At 46.2% G+C, this 14,685-nt stretch carries 16 protein-coding genes; 9 read left to right on the forward strand and 7 right to left on the reverse strand.

Going from position 1 to position 14,685, the window contains the following annotated elements; all coding sequences use genetic code 11:
• The first annotated feature begins 18 nt into the window (after nt 1-18).
• Nucleotides 19-1,131: a non-hydrolyzing UDP-N-acetylglucosamine 2-epimerase gene (wecB, locus tag NG796_RS00785; RefSeq protein WP_261204008.1), complete on the forward strand. Its 1,113-nt coding sequence runs from the start codon at nt 19-21 to the stop codon at nt 1,129-1,131.
• 76 nt (nt 1,132-1,207) lie between these two features.
• Here the strand turns inward: wecB and NG796_RS00790 are convergent, their stop codons facing one another.
• Nucleotides 1,208-1,438, reverse strand: a complete 231-nt coding sequence (locus NG796_RS00790) for a hypothetical protein (RefSeq protein WP_261204009.1) — start codon at nt 1,436-1,438, stop codon at nt 1,208-1,210.
• Nucleotides 1,439-1,734: 296 nt separating this feature from the next.
• Here NG796_RS00790 and NG796_RS26535 point away from each other — a divergent pair, with 296 nt between their 5' ends.
• From NG796_RS26535 to NG796_RS00815, 6 genes are all read left to right on the forward strand, one after another.
• Nucleotides 1,735-1,941, forward strand: coding sequence for a DUF6888 family protein (locus NG796_RS26535; protein WP_411268781.1), 207 nt, complete (start codon nt 1,735-1,737; stop codon nt 1,939-1,941).
• Nucleotides 1,925-2,152, forward strand: a complete 228-nt coding sequence (locus NG796_RS00795; RefSeq protein ID WP_261204010.1) for a DUF6887 family protein — start codon at nt 1,925-1,927, stop codon at nt 2,150-2,152. Before NG796_RS26535 ends, NG796_RS00795 begins: the two co-directional genes overlap by 17 nt.
• A 632-nt stretch (nt 2,153-2,784) precedes the next feature.
• Nucleotides 2,785-3,258 (forward strand): NYN domain-containing protein, encoded by a 474-nt coding sequence (locus NG796_RS00800; RefSeq protein WP_261204011.1) that lies wholly within the window; start codon nt 2,785-2,787, stop codon nt 3,256-3,258.
• A gap of 147 nt (nt 3,259-3,405) precedes the next feature.
• A complete protein-coding gene (gene rnc / locus NG796_RS00805; RefSeq protein ID WP_261204012.1) occupies nt 3,406-4,089 on the forward strand; it encodes a ribonuclease III in 684 nt (227 codons plus the stop codon).
• A 131-nt stretch (nt 4,090-4,220) separates the two neighbouring features.
• On the forward strand, nt 4,221-4,484 hold the full coding sequence (locus NG796_RS00810; protein ID WP_261204013.1) for a hypothetical protein: 264 nt from the start codon (nt 4,221-4,223) through the stop codon (nt 4,482-4,484).
• A 173-nt stretch (nt 4,485-4,657) separates the two neighbouring features.
• Nucleotides 4,658-5,461, forward strand: a complete 804-nt coding sequence (locus NG796_RS00815; RefSeq protein ID WP_261204014.1) for a Uma2 family endonuclease — start codon at nt 4,658-4,660, stop codon at nt 5,459-5,461.
• A gap of 55 nt (nt 5,462-5,516) precedes the next feature.
• Here the strand turns inward: NG796_RS00815 and NG796_RS00820 are convergent, their stop codons facing one another.
• The 6 genes from NG796_RS00820 to NG796_RS00845 form a co-directional block, all read right to left on the reverse strand.
• Nucleotides 5,517-6,017 carry a TIGR00725 family protein gene (locus tag NG796_RS00820; RefSeq protein ID WP_261204015.1) on the reverse strand — a complete coding sequence of 167 codons (501 nt, stop codon included), beginning with the start codon at nt 6,015-6,017 and terminating at the stop codon, nt 5,517-5,519.
• A 34-nt stretch (nt 6,018-6,051) separates the two neighbouring features.
• The gene (locus tag NG796_RS00825; protein WP_411268778.1) at nt 6,052-7,260 is read right to left on the reverse strand and encodes a DHH family phosphoesterase; all 1,209 of its coding nucleotides are present in this window, start codon (nt 7,258-7,260) and stop codon (nt 6,052-6,054) included.
• A gap of 181 nt (nt 7,261-7,441) precedes the next feature.
• Nucleotides 7,442-7,939 carry an HNH endonuclease gene (locus NG796_RS00830; protein ID WP_261204016.1) on the reverse strand — a complete coding sequence of 166 codons (498 nt, stop codon included), beginning with the start codon at nt 7,937-7,939 and terminating at the stop codon, nt 7,442-7,444.
• An 88-nt stretch (nt 7,940-8,027) separates the two neighbouring features.
• Nucleotides 8,028-9,512 carry an adenylate/guanylate cyclase domain-containing protein gene (locus NG796_RS00835; RefSeq protein ID WP_261204017.1) on the reverse strand — a complete coding sequence of 495 codons (1,485 nt, stop codon included), beginning with the start codon at nt 9,510-9,512 and terminating at the stop codon, nt 8,028-8,030.
• A gap of 58 nt (nt 9,513-9,570) precedes the next feature.
• A complete protein-coding gene (locus NG796_RS00840) occupies nt 9,571-9,723 on the reverse strand; it encodes a hypothetical protein (RefSeq protein ID WP_261204018.1) in 153 nt (50 codons plus the stop codon).
• A 124-nt stretch (nt 9,724-9,847) separates the two neighbouring features.
• A complete protein-coding gene (locus tag NG796_RS00845; RefSeq protein ID WP_261204019.1) occupies nt 9,848-12,136 on the reverse strand; it encodes a CHASE4 domain-containing protein in 2,289 nt (762 codons plus the stop codon).
• A 288-nt stretch (nt 12,137-12,424) separates the two neighbouring features.
• Between NG796_RS00845 and alr the strand changes: the two genes are divergently transcribed.
• Both alr and NG796_RS00855 read left to right on the forward strand, forming a co-directional pair.
• On the forward strand, nt 12,425-13,615 hold the full coding sequence (gene alr / locus NG796_RS00850; RefSeq protein WP_261204020.1) for an alanine racemase: 1,191 nt from the start codon (nt 12,425-12,427) through the stop codon (nt 13,613-13,615).
• A gap of 149 nt (nt 13,616-13,764) precedes the next feature.
• Nucleotides 13,765-14,646, forward strand: coding sequence for an Rpn family recombination-promoting nuclease/putative transposase (locus NG796_RS00855; RefSeq protein ID WP_261204021.1), 882 nt, complete (start codon nt 13,765-13,767; stop codon nt 14,644-14,646).
• Nucleotides 14,647-14,685 lie beyond the last annotated feature (39 nt).

The raw sequence follows: 14,685 nt of genomic DNA on the forward strand, positions 1-14,685 counted from the left end.
CTGCTGATAAAGCGCCCCATGCTAAACGCTCCCCTGAAAATTTTGATTGCCCTGGGAACCCGTCCTGAAGCGATTAAACTGGCCCCGGTGATCCAGGCATTCCGGCGATCGCCCGATTTCACGACCCAAGTTATTTTAACCGGCCAACATCGGGAGATGGTCGAGCAAGTTATGCATCTGTTCGACTTGCAAGCCGACTGCGACCTGGGTATTATGAAACATCAGCAAACCCTTACGGATATCACCTGTGGGAGTTTACAGGGACTTGAAGGGTTTTTGCAAGAGACGACCCCGAATTTGTTGATCGTCCAAGGGGATACTACCACCGCCTTTGCTGGCGCTTTAGCTGCGTTTTATCAAAAAATTGCGATCGGTCACGTTGAAGCCGGTTTAAGGACCGATGAGCTATTCAATCCCTATCCCGAAGAAGCCAATCGCCGGTTAATTTCCCAACTGGCGCAACTGCATTTTGCCCCCACCACAAAAGCGGTAGAAAATTTAGAGCGATCGGGCGTCACCGGAGAGATTCACCTCACCGGAAACACTGTCATCGATGCCTTACTCTCCGTTGCCTCGCGCCATCCTGACTGTCCCATCCCCGGATTAGATTGGCAACAATATCGCGTGCTCCTCGCCACAGTTCACCGCCGCGAAAATTGGGGAGAACTCCTAACCGGAATTGCCCAAGGATTTCTCAAAACCTTGGATGAATTTCCCGATACTGCCTTGCTGTTACCCCTGCATAAAAATCCCACCGTGCGGGAACCATTACAAGCCATGTTAGGCAATCATCCCCGAGTGTTTTTAACCGAACCATTAGACTATGCGGAATTAGTCGGGGCGATGCAACGATGCTATTTGTTACTAACGGATTCCGGCGGATTGCAAGAAGAAGCACCGGCATTAGGGAAACCTGTTTTGGTGTTAAGAGAAACCACAGAACGTCCCGAGGCGATCGACGCCGGAACAGCCAAATTAGTCGGCACCGACTCCCTGGAGATTTTTACAGCCGCCAGTGCCTTGTTAAAAGACAAGGATTCCTATCAAAAAATGGCAACTGCCGTCAATCCCTTTGGCGATGGTCATGCGTCAGAAAAAATCGTAGAAATTGTGCGGAAGTATTTAGACTAGGCGCGCCCATTTTATCTAATAGACTCAGGAAGCGAATTTACCTAGGTATTTATCGAAGATGAGGCGAAAATTAAATTCATAACTCTTCTAACTCTGTCATGAATTCGTCAACGGTTAGCCGTCGAGCCTTGCCCGCTTTGTATTCCGCTGTGGCCTCCACAATATTGGCCGCAATTTCCTCTCGGCGTTTTTGCGCTAGACGTTTTTTAACCAGGTCAATTAACACTTCTTGGTCTGAGGTGGATAAAGTTTCTACTACCTCCAAAACTTCATCAAAACCTAATTGTTTTGCGAAGGGCTGGCTCATTGGAATGGCTCCTTATTCAAGGATTTACTCATGGTATTTTTTAGGCTAATCCCTAGTTTAAATCATTTTTATCCTGGTGTCTAGTTGGAGGCTGTAAATTAGGAAGGGTTTGGAGTAGTTGGCTGTTGGAGGGGTGAAGCGGGGAGGCGATCGCAATTCACTGATTCAGCATGGAGTCCAGGTACTCTCTACAAGGCAGGAATCTTCTTCCTGGAAAAGGCGATCGCCCAGTTCCTCTGGCAGATATTGCGGTGTCCCCATATCCCCAGCTCTGCTATCCTAGCCTTTATGTCATAATGGAGGAAACTGCGATTAACCCAACAAACGAGCAAGCCCAAGCCTGTCTGAGAGTTTGCCAAATGTTATCGAATGGATTTAGGGATATCCATTTATTTCGATATAACCCGCAAAAGGGATATGTGTACATTTTGGTCGGGAATAATTTAGAAGTGATTGTTACCAACAGTGGAGAATGGAGGTTTATTTATGAACCCGAAATTTGACCTAATGTCCCGCGAGGAATTAAAAGCCTACCTCTTAGCTCATCGAGATGATTTAGAAGCATTAGATGCTTTAGTGAATCGTCGCAGTTCTGATTCGGAGGCCACCTGGTATCCGGCACCTTTAACTGAAGAAACCATCCGCATTTCTGAGGAGGCAATTCAGCGGCGGATTGCATTAGAAGATCGCCCTTCTCAAAATTTTTCCAGTTAGTCGTTCTTGAGTTAGGATATTAATATTATTTCGGGCCCTACCGATGCCGGTGATGTTGACTGAGACCCGGAAGGGTCTGGCTCCATGAACGTAGAGGTCCCAGCCGCTTCGGTGCAGAGTAGCCCGCCCAGGGAGGCTAGGTATGGGAAAATGGGTATAGGCCCTCGGGACTCTAGCAAGTGATGAGGGGCGGATCAAGAAATTTTGCAAAATTCCTTGACAAAAACCCCAAGGCTGTGGTATCAATGAATGTTAAGCAGCTCAGAGAACAACGCAAGCACTACGCTTGGGTTCTCGTCTTATGAGCAGCACCCCTGTACATTGACTCATCATCAAGTTATTACCTTGGTCTGGTATCAAATTTAGCCAGCCTTTCAGGTAAGAGATACGAAGTGATGAATACCTGATTTAAAGGCATTCATTTCAACTCCTGTTCATCTCTTCACGCTGAGTGTCTGGCTAAGTTTGATACGAGAGCAATGTAATAACTTTATAATGATTCAACGTACAAGGGTCCTGTGATATTAAGACGACAACCGACCGAATAGAGCTAACAGTTCCAGAATGTATCTGTAGTTTTACTGTACAGATATATCTCATAAAGCTGCCTCAAGTAACAACTGAGGTAAAAAATGTCTAGTCAAGTGTCTCTTGGTAAAGTAGCGATTTTTTGTGATACTCAGAATGTACCCTTTCAGTCCGAACAGCAAGTTGGAGCTTTATTGCAATTTGCTACAGAATTTGGAAACCCGTCCTATGTAAAGGCATACGCTGGGTTCAGAGAACTGAAAAAATCGGCTATTATTCTGGACAAATTTGGTATTGAATGTCGTTGGGTTCAAGAGTCTCGATTTCATAAAAATGATGCAGACAAGAAAATCAACGCTGACTGCGAGCAATATATTCTCCCTGACCCCGATACATCTACAGTAGTTTTGGTTTCAGGAGACGGGGATTTTATTCCCTTGGTCCGAAAGCTAAAAGTGCGAGGCATCCAAGTAATGTTGATAAGTCGTTCCGAGAAAAATACCAGTGTGAGGCTACAAAAAATAGTCGATAAAGTTTACTTTTTAGATTACATTGAGCGAGAATTTGGAAGCTCATAATTTGAAATTTAATAGCTTCATTAATTCATAGCTAAAAGTTATGTAATCAATTTGTAAAAGGCGAAAATTAATTCGCCTTTTTCTTTTTTCACAGGCATAAAAATGCTATAATATTGGCCCGTAAAAATAATTTAGAGACTCAGACAAATGGACCATAAGTTATTGAAATTCACCAATGAAAAGCTCTTGCTACAGGCATTGACTCATCGTTCTTATGCTAATGAAAATTCGGGCGAATTGCATAATGAACGCCTAGAGTTTTTAGGGGATGCTATCCTGACCTTTATTAGTGGCGAATACCTGTACTGTCGGCATCCGGAAATGGCAGAAGATGAAATGACTCGACGGCGATCGGCTTTAGTGGATGAAAAGCAACTTGCCAAATTTGCCACTGAAGTGGGGTTAACCTTTCGGATGCGTCTGGGTCAAGGGATGATTCGGAATGGGGGTTATCAAAGTCCTAATTTATTGAGTAGTACCTTTGAAGCGGTGGTTGGAGCCTATTATTTAGACTGCGATCGCAAGATGGAGGTACTTCGTCCCATTATCGAGGAGTTATTTGTTTCGGTATCTCCCACAATTGTTGAACTTCGCTCTAACATTGATTCCAAAAATAGGCTGCAAGAGTATGTCCAAACAACTTTTGGCTCAATATTGCCCAAATACACCACAAAACGGATCGGAGGTCCCGATCATGCACCGGAATATCAATCTATAGTGTCGGTCAATGATGAACCCTATGGAAAAGGCAAAGCTTGTGGCAAGAAAGAGGCTGAAAAGCAAGCGGCTGAAAATGCCTTGTCTGAGCTTAAAAAGCAGGGTAAGATTTAATCATGCATTTTTTTTTGATTAGTTTATAGCCTTTCCTGGGCGGATGGTAGCGCTATTTTGCTGGGTTAAATCTGATGCCGCGTGACCCTTAGCAACAGAAGACGACAGGGCAAATTGCAGAATTTGTGCCGATGTTTGGGTTGAGTTTGCATGGGTTACAGTTAGGGCGATCGCAGTTTTGCAGGGGCGATCGCCCTAACTGCAACTTTCTCCGAGGCGTTCCTTCTGAGCGATCGCTTTTGGCAACCCTGGGGGATAAAATGGAGGAAAGTCAGGCCAAACCGTTGGCAGCATTGGGCGATCGCAGGGAAGAGAGGGCTAAACCTAGAGCGATTGCGATCGGTAGTTCGGGTTCCCAAACCCGAGGAAAATATCACGCAAACTTTCTGGGGTAGAACAATGAACATTAGTTACAATCCCGAAACAGATGTGTTGAATATCTATTTCCAAGAAAGTCCGGTAGAATGGCGAGAATTTCAAGGGGATGACATCATTGAATACTAATTCTCCCCTTAGTCAATTAGTATGAGTTATAATCAAAATCAACACAAATTTATGAAAAAATATTATGACTGAGACAGTAACCAAAACCGATTTACCACCCTTTTTCCCAGACCACACCCAATTACCCGAATCTGATGGTACGTTTGTGAAGAATTTTCAAGAACATCCCCAAAGTCTGCTGCTCACGGACTCCCTAACTTCCACCCTCCAACGCCTGCATCCCGATGGATATTATTGCATTGGTCAAGATTGCGGGATTTATTGGCGTGAAACCGAACCCCCGGAAAAGGGTGCCGAGGCTCCCGATTGGTTTTACGTGGGCAATGTTCCCCCAAAATTACAGGGACAGTATCGGCGTTCTTATGTGATTTGGCGAGAACATATTGCGCCGAGAATCGTGTTAGAATTTGCGTCCGGAGATGGCAGTGAGGAACGCGATCGCACCCCATTATATCGGAGTGACGAGGGAGCGGTGACAAAACCCGGTAAGTTTTGGGTGTACGAGCAGATTATTCGGGCACCTTATTATGGGATTTTTTCGATCCGAGATAGCAGTTTGGAGGTGTATCACCACGTTGATGGATTCTATCAGCAGATGACACCAAACGAGCGCGGCCATTATCCTATTCCGCCGATGCAAGTAGAGTTAGGAGTTTGGGAAGGAAGCTATCAAAATCAAACCCCAAAATGGTTGCGCTGGTGGGATTTAGAGGGGAATTTGTTGCTTATCGGTCAGGAAGAAGCGCAGAAAGAACGACAAGAAAAGGAATTGGAACGGCGAAAGCGGCAAGAGTTGCAAGAGAAACTGCGATCGCTCTCTACGGAACAACTGGCGGCGTTGGGGATTGATTTGGATGCGATCGGTTAGATCGCCCTCTATTACTTCATAGTGTGTAATGGCAGTTGCTAAATTTTTCTCTAGTTTAGCAGTCCTGACGCGATACAATTTCCCTAACTCGGGATATAGCCTCCTCTGGACTCTGCACAATTATCACTTGTTCCGGCTCTAAATAGCTGAAAAATTGATGACTTTCTCGGCTATCATTTAATAAGATAACTGGTTTACCCGCCTTCAATGCTAGGGCAATTTCTGAAGCCGTTCCGGTTCCTATTCCGCAGGCAATGACGACATCGCTCGTTAGGACATTAATATTATTTCGGGCGCTACCGATGCCGGTTAGAATAGCAATATCAATGGCATCAGATATGCCGGTTTTATCTTCTCCCGGGAGGATGCCAAGGGTTAATCCCTTGGCGGATTTTGCTCCTTGACTGGCGGCATCCATGACTCCGGCTTTTCTACCGCCAGTTAATAGAATCCACCCCTGTTCGGCAATGAGTTTTCCGAGTTGATAGGCATGGTTTAGGTCGGCTTCTGTCGCATGAGAACCGGGACCCATGATGCCGATGATGGGTTTTCTCATGGAATTTAGAGTTGGTTATCTAATCCCACTGATGTTAATTAGTGCTATGAATTAAATCATCTTTGGGGCTGACTAATTTTAGCAGCTTTTGTTTGATTTGAAGGTCAAAGACTTCCCATTTCATGCGGGCAAAATCTTTGCTATCGTTGCTGCCGGACAGGAATCCCATTGGTATTTCAAATCCGCCTGCTTGCGATCGCCCTCCGCCAAAGAAGCGCCCTTGAGCATCTTTCCCAAAGGCTTCTTTGATAAATTCATCTGGATCTAACGTTAATTTATTGGTTCTTAAAGACCCGGTAACTAATTCAATATCGTCGTCTTCATCATGAACGATGCCATAGACAACGGCGGTATGAACGTTTTCTTCGGTGACGAGAAAATCTGCCGCTTGGGGGATAGCATCCCGGTCATCGTAACGCAGGTATCCGACACCCGCAATACAGAAATTATTTTGAACGATTCTATTTTTCAGCGATCGCTCGATGACATCCATCACCCGTTTTGACCGAGAGGCTTGTAAGACTGAACTAATCAATTGACTATCATAAAATCGGCTTAAATAAGCCGCTGCCATGAAATCATCTTCCCGGGCTTGGCGCAGTTGATTCGTGTCCGATCGCAACCCATGCATCAACGCCGTGGCACATTTGACATGATCGCTGACGTTAATATCTAGGCGGAGCAATTCGGCCATCAAATATTGAGTAAAAATGGTGGCCGTGGCTCGAATATGAGGGCGAATATCCAGAAATTTGGCGCTTAATTCATCCTGAATCGTATGATGGTCGATCGCCACAATCAAGGGAATATTTGCGGTTTTTAACAGGGAAAAGAGCTGAGAAGTCGTTCCCTGATTGTCAATCAACACGCAGCCGTTGTAGATAGACCAATCCTTGGTTTTAGCGATTTCTAAAGGCAGGCGCTGCACAGGCAATCCCGTGAGTTTCACCAAGGCAATATTTTCCTGGTGACTAAGCGCTCCGGCATAGACAATATCGCATTCTATATCATACTGGGCAGCAATTAATTTGTAAGCCCAAGCACAAGACATAGCGTCGGGGTCCGGGAAGTCTTGGAGAACCACTAAGTGCCGATCGCCGCCATGCTGCTGCAAAACCTGCCGCAGTGCTTCGGCTTTCGTGGCGCTTAGAGGATCTAGCCATTGCTTACTATCGCCAGAAAGGATCGGTAATGTTCCATCCCGAACGGCTATTGGACCGAGGTCGGTGTTCGATTCCTCCACTAATTTTCCCCTCAATTCGGTGCATCCACTGTACGGCCAATCGCAGACGACTAACCGTTTTGAGGTTATTGCCTGCGTTTATAGAATAACTCTACGATAGCGCTTCGAGTGCCGTAAGCGATCGCCCAGGTCAGGAACTCTTGGCAAAAACCCCTCATAGTTGAACCAACTACAAGGGGTTTTAAGCACCAATTACATATTTTTGCCACTCTTGATGTAGCCCGCTTTTGAGATGCTTACTCACCTCAAAATAAAGGCTGCTGTAGGGTCGGCGAGGTATTCTGGCTAGGGGCATTTTACTTTCCTCCGGAGTTCGGTTTCCTTTTTTGACATTGCAGCGGACGCAGGCAGAGACGAGATTTTCCCAACTCTCGGGACCCCCTCGCGATCGCGGAATGACATGATCTAAAGTCAATTCATCTCCGGAATAACCACAGTATTGACAAGTATGGCTGTCACGATGTAGGATGTTTCTCCGGGTCAAAGGAATTTCATGATACGGGATGCGGACATAATGCCGAAGCCGAATCACCGTAGGCAGGGGAACATCGGAATAGATAAACTTCCCGTTGTGTTCGACCTGCTCGGCTTTCCCTTTCAGCAATAGCACGATGGCCCTCCTCCAGCTCGTAATGTTGAGCGGTTCGTAGGAGGCGTTAAGGACTAGAACCTTGCCCATTGCGTCTCTATATAAAAAGAAGATTTTTACAGATGTTAGCACAGCTTGACCAGACTGTGTAAAATTCCTCAATGTTTTTTTGGGAAACTTAAGGGCCTTGAGAACTGGAGGCGGTATCAGCTGATCCCGTTGAGGATGAAGCGGTGACCTTGATCTCCTGTGTGGGTTCCTCCTTCAACCCGAGGAGGAGATAGGTTTTCATCATTCCCTTGCCCTTGACGTTAATCGCCCCGCGAGACTCGAATTGGAAGCGATCGCGTAGGAGGAAATAGGTGACCTCAGAGACTTGAATTTGGCCGGGAATGCCATGAGATTCCATACGGGAAGCGGTATTGACCGTATCCCCCCACAAATCATAAATAAATTTTTTAATGCCAATCACCCCAGCAACCACGGGACCATTGTTGATGCCGATGCGAATCGTTAAGGGTATGCCGGTTTCTGCGGCGAGTTGGCGAACCTCTTGCTGCATATCCAGGGCCATTTGGGCGATCGCCTTGGCGCAATCAGGGTGCGGTTGTGGAAGTCCTCCCACCACCATATAAGCATCGCCAATGGTCTTGATTTTTTCCACCGCATACAGTTCCGCAAGTTGGTCAAAAATGGAAAATATTTTATTGAGTAATTCCACCACTTCTACCGCCGGAACTTCCGTGGAAAGCTGAGTAAATCCCACCAAGTCAGCAAACAAAACCGTAGCATTGGGAAAACTTTCAGCAATCGGATACGCTCCCTGTTTTAATTGTTGCGCAATGGTAGGAGGGAGAATATTTAATAGAAGTTCTTCCGATTTGTCTCGGGCAATTTCTACCTCGGTTACTAAATTTTCTAGTTCTTTTTTGTTTTCTTGAAGTTCTTGGAAATATTGATTGATTTGGTGATTCATCCGGTTAAAATCAATCAGCACATCCCCTAATTCATCTTGACGATTTTTGGCGAGGGCCAGACAATCCAAATCTCCCCTAACTGCTCCGGGTGATTCTCCCACCGCAATCAACGCCTTCCGCAGTTTCAAAATAGGAGCAATAACCGCCGGTGCGAGGGCTGCTAAAGTCGCCAGGGTGACAAAAATACAAATCAGAATGACTAGGCCGAAAATTCGGATAATAAAGGCTTTAATTTCGGTCTTGATTTGAGAAGAATCAAGGCGAACAATGACCAGATAGGGATTTCCTTGGGCTTGGGTCCACATCGCCATTTCATAACGGTTGCCATCGGCTGTACGGAGGCGCACAGCAGGAGTATTCATGACATTATTAAAGTTCAACTCCGGGGATTCACCAAAGGAGGCGATCGCCTCACCTTCCTGGGTATAAACGTGACCGCCAGCCACTCGAGATTCTAACATTAACTGCTGTGCGACTTGGTGAATTTTGGGAGCGGTAATTTGGGTTCCACACAACCGCAGTAAGGGAGAAATAGTGGCGACTCCAACATCTTCTAAATGTTGAATGAGTTCCTGTTCACGGCGATAAGCGGAAGGGAGTAAAATCAGGGCTTCCACCACAACAATGCTAATAAATACCCATAAAGCAATGCGACGCGATAAACGAGCGTTGAGCAAATTGAACATAGAGGTGAATCCATTAAGCATCGATTTATCCGTTGTGTTTAAAACAATTTAGGAGAATTCAGATAGCACCCGATATAACAGCAGCAAGCAGGCGATCGCACCCTTTCCCAAAAGATAAAGCATGGAGGATGGGAGTTTTGAGGAGGGCAACCCCTGTGCTGTTCCCATTCTCCCCCAACAACTGACCCTGATGCCAAGATGCTGGTCCCAATCCCAGATATTCAATCGACTCGGAAGGTTTCCCTATAAACTTAGAGTAACAAAACCTGGAGAGGAATGAGTCACTCTATTTTTTGTGAGTTCTACCGACTGTTTGTCGTAACGACTTCACTCCTTTAGGATTGAATGGACTCAGATACTAACTCCGGAGTCGAGAGGCGTACCGTTAGGGGAAGGTGGATGGTGAAAGTTGAACCCTTGCCGAGTTCACTATCAACGGTAATATCACCCCCCATCATTTGACAGAATTGTTTGGCGATCGCCAATCCCAACCCAGTTCCCCCATATTTGCGCGTGGTGGAAGTATCCGCCTGGGTGAAGGGTTGAAAGAGCTTATCAAGCTGTTCGGGAGTCATCCCAATCCCCGTATCTCTCACCTCAAAGATAATCATTTCTCCTTCTTTCTGACAAACCCGCAGAAAAATTGTACCCTGATTAGTAAACTTACAGGCATTCCCTAACAGATTGAATAAAATTTGACGCACTTTTGTTACATCGGCATACATTTCTCCAATCTCAGGTTCACAGTCTACTTGTAACTGATTCCCATTTTTTTGTAGCAAGGGTTGCACCGTAAAGACAATCTCCTGAAGGGTATCCGGGACTTGAAAAAACTCTAAATATAACTCCATTTTTCCCGCCTCAATTTTAGACAGGTCCAGGATATCGTTAATCAGTCCTAACAAGTGCCTACCAGCAGATTCAATCTTTCCTAGATCAGCATTTAACTCCTCCGGTTCTAGTTCTTCTGCTTCTTCCTGCAAAATCTCACTATACCCAATAATCGCATTCAAAGGCGTTCGCAATTCATGACTCATATTGGCTAAAAATTGGCTTTTAGACTTATTCGCCAATTCTGCTGTCACTTTGGCTTGGTAGAGTTCTCGTTCAACTTGCTTGCGTTCGGTAATATCACGAACCACAGCAGAAATGGCAGTTCGTTGCCCATAATAAATCTTATTAGCACTCACTTCTACCTCCACAAGCGAGCCATCTTTACGACGGTAACGGCGTTCTCCGAGATGGTAAGATTGGGCCGATAAAGTGCGTTGAATATTATAAGCAATACTTTCGGATTCATGATCAATAAAATCTCCCAAAGTCAGGGAGAGAATTTCTTCACTGTCATAACCCAACAGCTTTTGAAAGGCGGTATTAGACTCGATAATCCGTTGGGTTGTGGGTTCAATCAGAAAGATACTTTCTGAGGTTTGTTCAATGACAGCCCGATATCGCTGTTCGCTTTCATGGCGCACTTGCTGCGAATGATCTAACGCATCCAACATTTCATTAATGCGGGTAGCCAGTTGGGAGAGTTCATCCACCCCTTGCACTGGGAGACGAACGGCCAAATCGCGATCGCTACCAATGTGATTAACATCCTGACTCAACTGGGAAAGTCGAGACAGCACCACTTTTTCCAACAGCAGCAAAGTGAGAACTAAAAACGCCACCCCAACGACGAGTACCACCCAGAGGATAAAGTTAGCCGTTCGTTGACCTTGTTGGTAAATCTCACGCGGGAGTTCCACTCGCAACAACAAAGCGGGCTTTTTATAAACATCCTTCACTAAAGTATAACCGGCAATGGTTTGGGAATCCCATGCTTTAACAAAAATTCCAGTTTCGTCCGGTAGCAGTAACGCAGGTTCGAGGGGCGGATCTTCCTTAATCCCCTGGCGAATCGCGGCGAAATCTGGGGGAAGTTCAGCGGAATCCCACTCCTGGACGGTAATCGATAATTGGGTGAGTTCCCCAAGACGCTTGATTTCCTCAACACTGAGATAGCGCCCCATAATCAAGGTCCCGCGAATGGGTCCTTCCGCTTCTCCCGTGAGAATGGGGCGGGAGACCACTACCATAGGGCCTTCCGGAAGCTGGAGGATGCCTTCAATCAGACTGGTGGTTTCGGGATGATTGACAAGGAGACTATCGGGAGTTAGGTAGTGACGTAAGGAGGCGATCGCCTCGGTATTTTTCTCCACCGGGACTCGTTCTCCTGTTTCCGGGTTGAATTTTTGCCCAAAAACAATTCGCCCACTGCGATGGATGTACAGCATCATATCCAACCGCAAACGGGCGATCGTCGCATCATTGAGATTGGTTTGGATATAGTCCGGGTTCTCATCTTCAATGAAGGCATAGGTGTCATCCCAGGCAGCCCAATCGTTCGCCGTGAAGCTCAATTTGGCGATTTCATCGGATAACACATCCACCGCCCGTTTAACATTGCGGGCGGTATCTTGCTGCTCAAATTTCGCAAATCCAGCCAGCAACAGGGTAGAGGAAGAGAGATAGATGACCCCCAATAAACCCATTAAAGTGGCCCCAATAATCGGCAGGATTTGTCCCCTCAGTCCGAAGGAAGGGAAGGGGAGTTTCAGGGATTTAGGCGGTTGAGACATGGGTTGGGACACCTTCTCTTCTGGAATTGATAGGTCAGGCTGGGAAGTGGTCAGTTGAGGACTGGGAAAAATGAAGGGCCCAGAACGTTCTGGAAGGCTTCATTTTTTGTTCTCTGGATTTTGCCAAAAATCACCCGATGTCAGATTGCCCGATCGAGATTTAGCCCTGTTTTTATTCTAAATACTCCCTGGCAAATCTAAATTCGGTTGAACTTTAGGGAAATCTCCGGAGTCAGGGTTCGATTTATAGTTCAATTGTGGTGTGAGTGACTTGAGGAGTGCGTAGAAATGCTGAGTTGGGAGGAAAGTCAGAGTATTTCATCAATGCGATGCGATCGCGCCTGGGTAGAGGTGGATATTGGGGCGATCGCCCAGAATGTCCGCGAAATTCAGCGTCTGTTATCCCCAAAAACTGACCTCATGGCAGTGATTAAAGCCGATGCTTACGGACATGGGGCCGTTACCGTCGCCCAAACGGTATTACAGGCAGGGGCGAAATGGTTGGGAGTCGCCACCATTCCCGAAGGCATCGAACTCCGGGAAGCGGGAATTACGGCCCCCGTGCAAGTTTTAGGGGCAACCTACACCCCGGACCAAATCCGGGCAATGGTTCGCTGGCGGTTGGAACCCACCCTTTGCACCCCAAAACAAGCGTTCGTGTTTTCAGAAACCCTGAGTGATCATGCGTATTCCGTGCCGGTTCATGTGAAAATTGATACCGGAATGTCACGATTGGGCGCACCGTGGCAAGAGGCGGCAGAGTTCGTAAAATTAGTCGATCGCCTGCCTCATTTGGAATTGTCTAGCATTTATTCCCATTTAGCTACAGCGGATAGTGAAGACCCCACGGTAATGCAACTGCAACATCAGCGCTTCCAGACGTCAATTCGGCAAGTTCAGGAAACGGGCATCGCTTTACCCCGCCTGCACTTTGCTAATTCTGCCGCAACTTTAAGCGATCGCCAGTTGCATTACGATATGGTGCGAGTGGGATTAGGCATATACGGATTATATCCTGCCCCACATCTGCGATCGCGCCTGAAATTACAACCGGCACTCCAAGTCAAAGCCCGAGTCACTCACATTAAGGCGATCGCAGCCGGAACCGGCGTCAGTTACGGTCATCGTTATATTGCCGATCGGGACATGAGAATCGCGGCGATCGGCATTGGCTATGCCGACGGCGTACCCCGCAACCTCTCCAACCAAATGCAAGTCCTGATCCGGGGAAAGCAAGTGAGACAAATTGGCTCCATTACAATGGACCAAATGATGTTAGATGTGAGTAACATTCCCGACTTGGAACTCGGAGAAGTCGTCACCTTGCTCGGACAAGATGGCAACACCTCAATCACCGCAGACGATTGGGCCGACAAATTAGGAACCATTTCCTGGGAAATCCTGTGCGGATTCAAACATCGCCTACCCCGCATCGCCGTCGGTCAATCCTTGGAATGTTGGGAACAAGCTACCACCTAAGCGCAATTCACCAATTATCAACGGTAGAGGCAATCTGTAAATGGCCTCTACCGTTGATGATTTTTTGAGTATAATTAGAACAGCGACTGCTTTTTCTGCCTTGTCGATACAATGGGGTAAAATCAGAGCATAATTGAGGAGGCAAATCCATGAGATTTATTAATCCCAAGACCGACATTGCTTTTAAGAAAATCTTTGGGTCTGAACAGAGTAAAGAGATTTTAATCAGTTTTTTAAATGCGATGCTCTATGAAGGCCAGCCCATTATAGAAGATTTAGAAATCCTCAACCCCTATTTTGCTCCCCGCATCCGAGGAGTCAAAGAAACTTACCTAGATATCAAAGCCAAAATCACCGGCAACAAAACAGCGATCGTTGAAATGCAAGTGTTGAATGTAGCGGGTTTTGAAAAGCGTATCCTCTATAACGCCGCTAAATCCTATTCCATTCAACTAGATGTTGGAGAAGATTACCAATTATTAAATCCAGTGATTGCGTTGACCATTGTTGATTTTGAAATGTTTTCAGAATTTGACTCGGTGATTTCCCACTTCGTTTTGAAAGAGAAAGATTATCTGGTGGATTATTTGAGTTATGATTTAGAATTAGTCTTTGTAGAGTTACCCAAATTCACCAAAGAACTGGAAGAGTTAGAGACCCTCACAGATAAGTGGCTCTACTTTATGAAAAAGGGTCGTAGTTTAGACACCGTACCCGAAACCATGAGCGCCGTCCCCGAAATTGAGCAAGCCTTTGCGATCGCTAGTCAAGCGAATCTGAGCCGAGAAGAATTAGAGGACTTAGAACATCGAGAAATGTTTATCCACGACCAGCGAAATGCGATTCAAAAAGCCGTGTCACAAGCCGTGTCACAAGCCAGGAATGAGGAGCAGCGAGAAATTGCGAAACGGTTGCTGAATTTATTAGATGAAGAGGCGATCGCCCAAACCACTGGCTTAAGCCTTGAGGAAGTCCAAAAATTAAAGCAGCAGCCTTCTAATTCGCCATCCTTGGGAGAGGACGAGGTATAGAATGAGCAGAGAGGACTTTCGGCGATACTGAAACCTGAC

It is taken from the genome of Laspinema sp. D2d, from assembly GCF_025370755.1.
Taxonomy (GTDB): Bacteria; Cyanobacteriota; Cyanobacteriia; order Cyanobacteriales; family Laspinemataceae; genus Laspinema.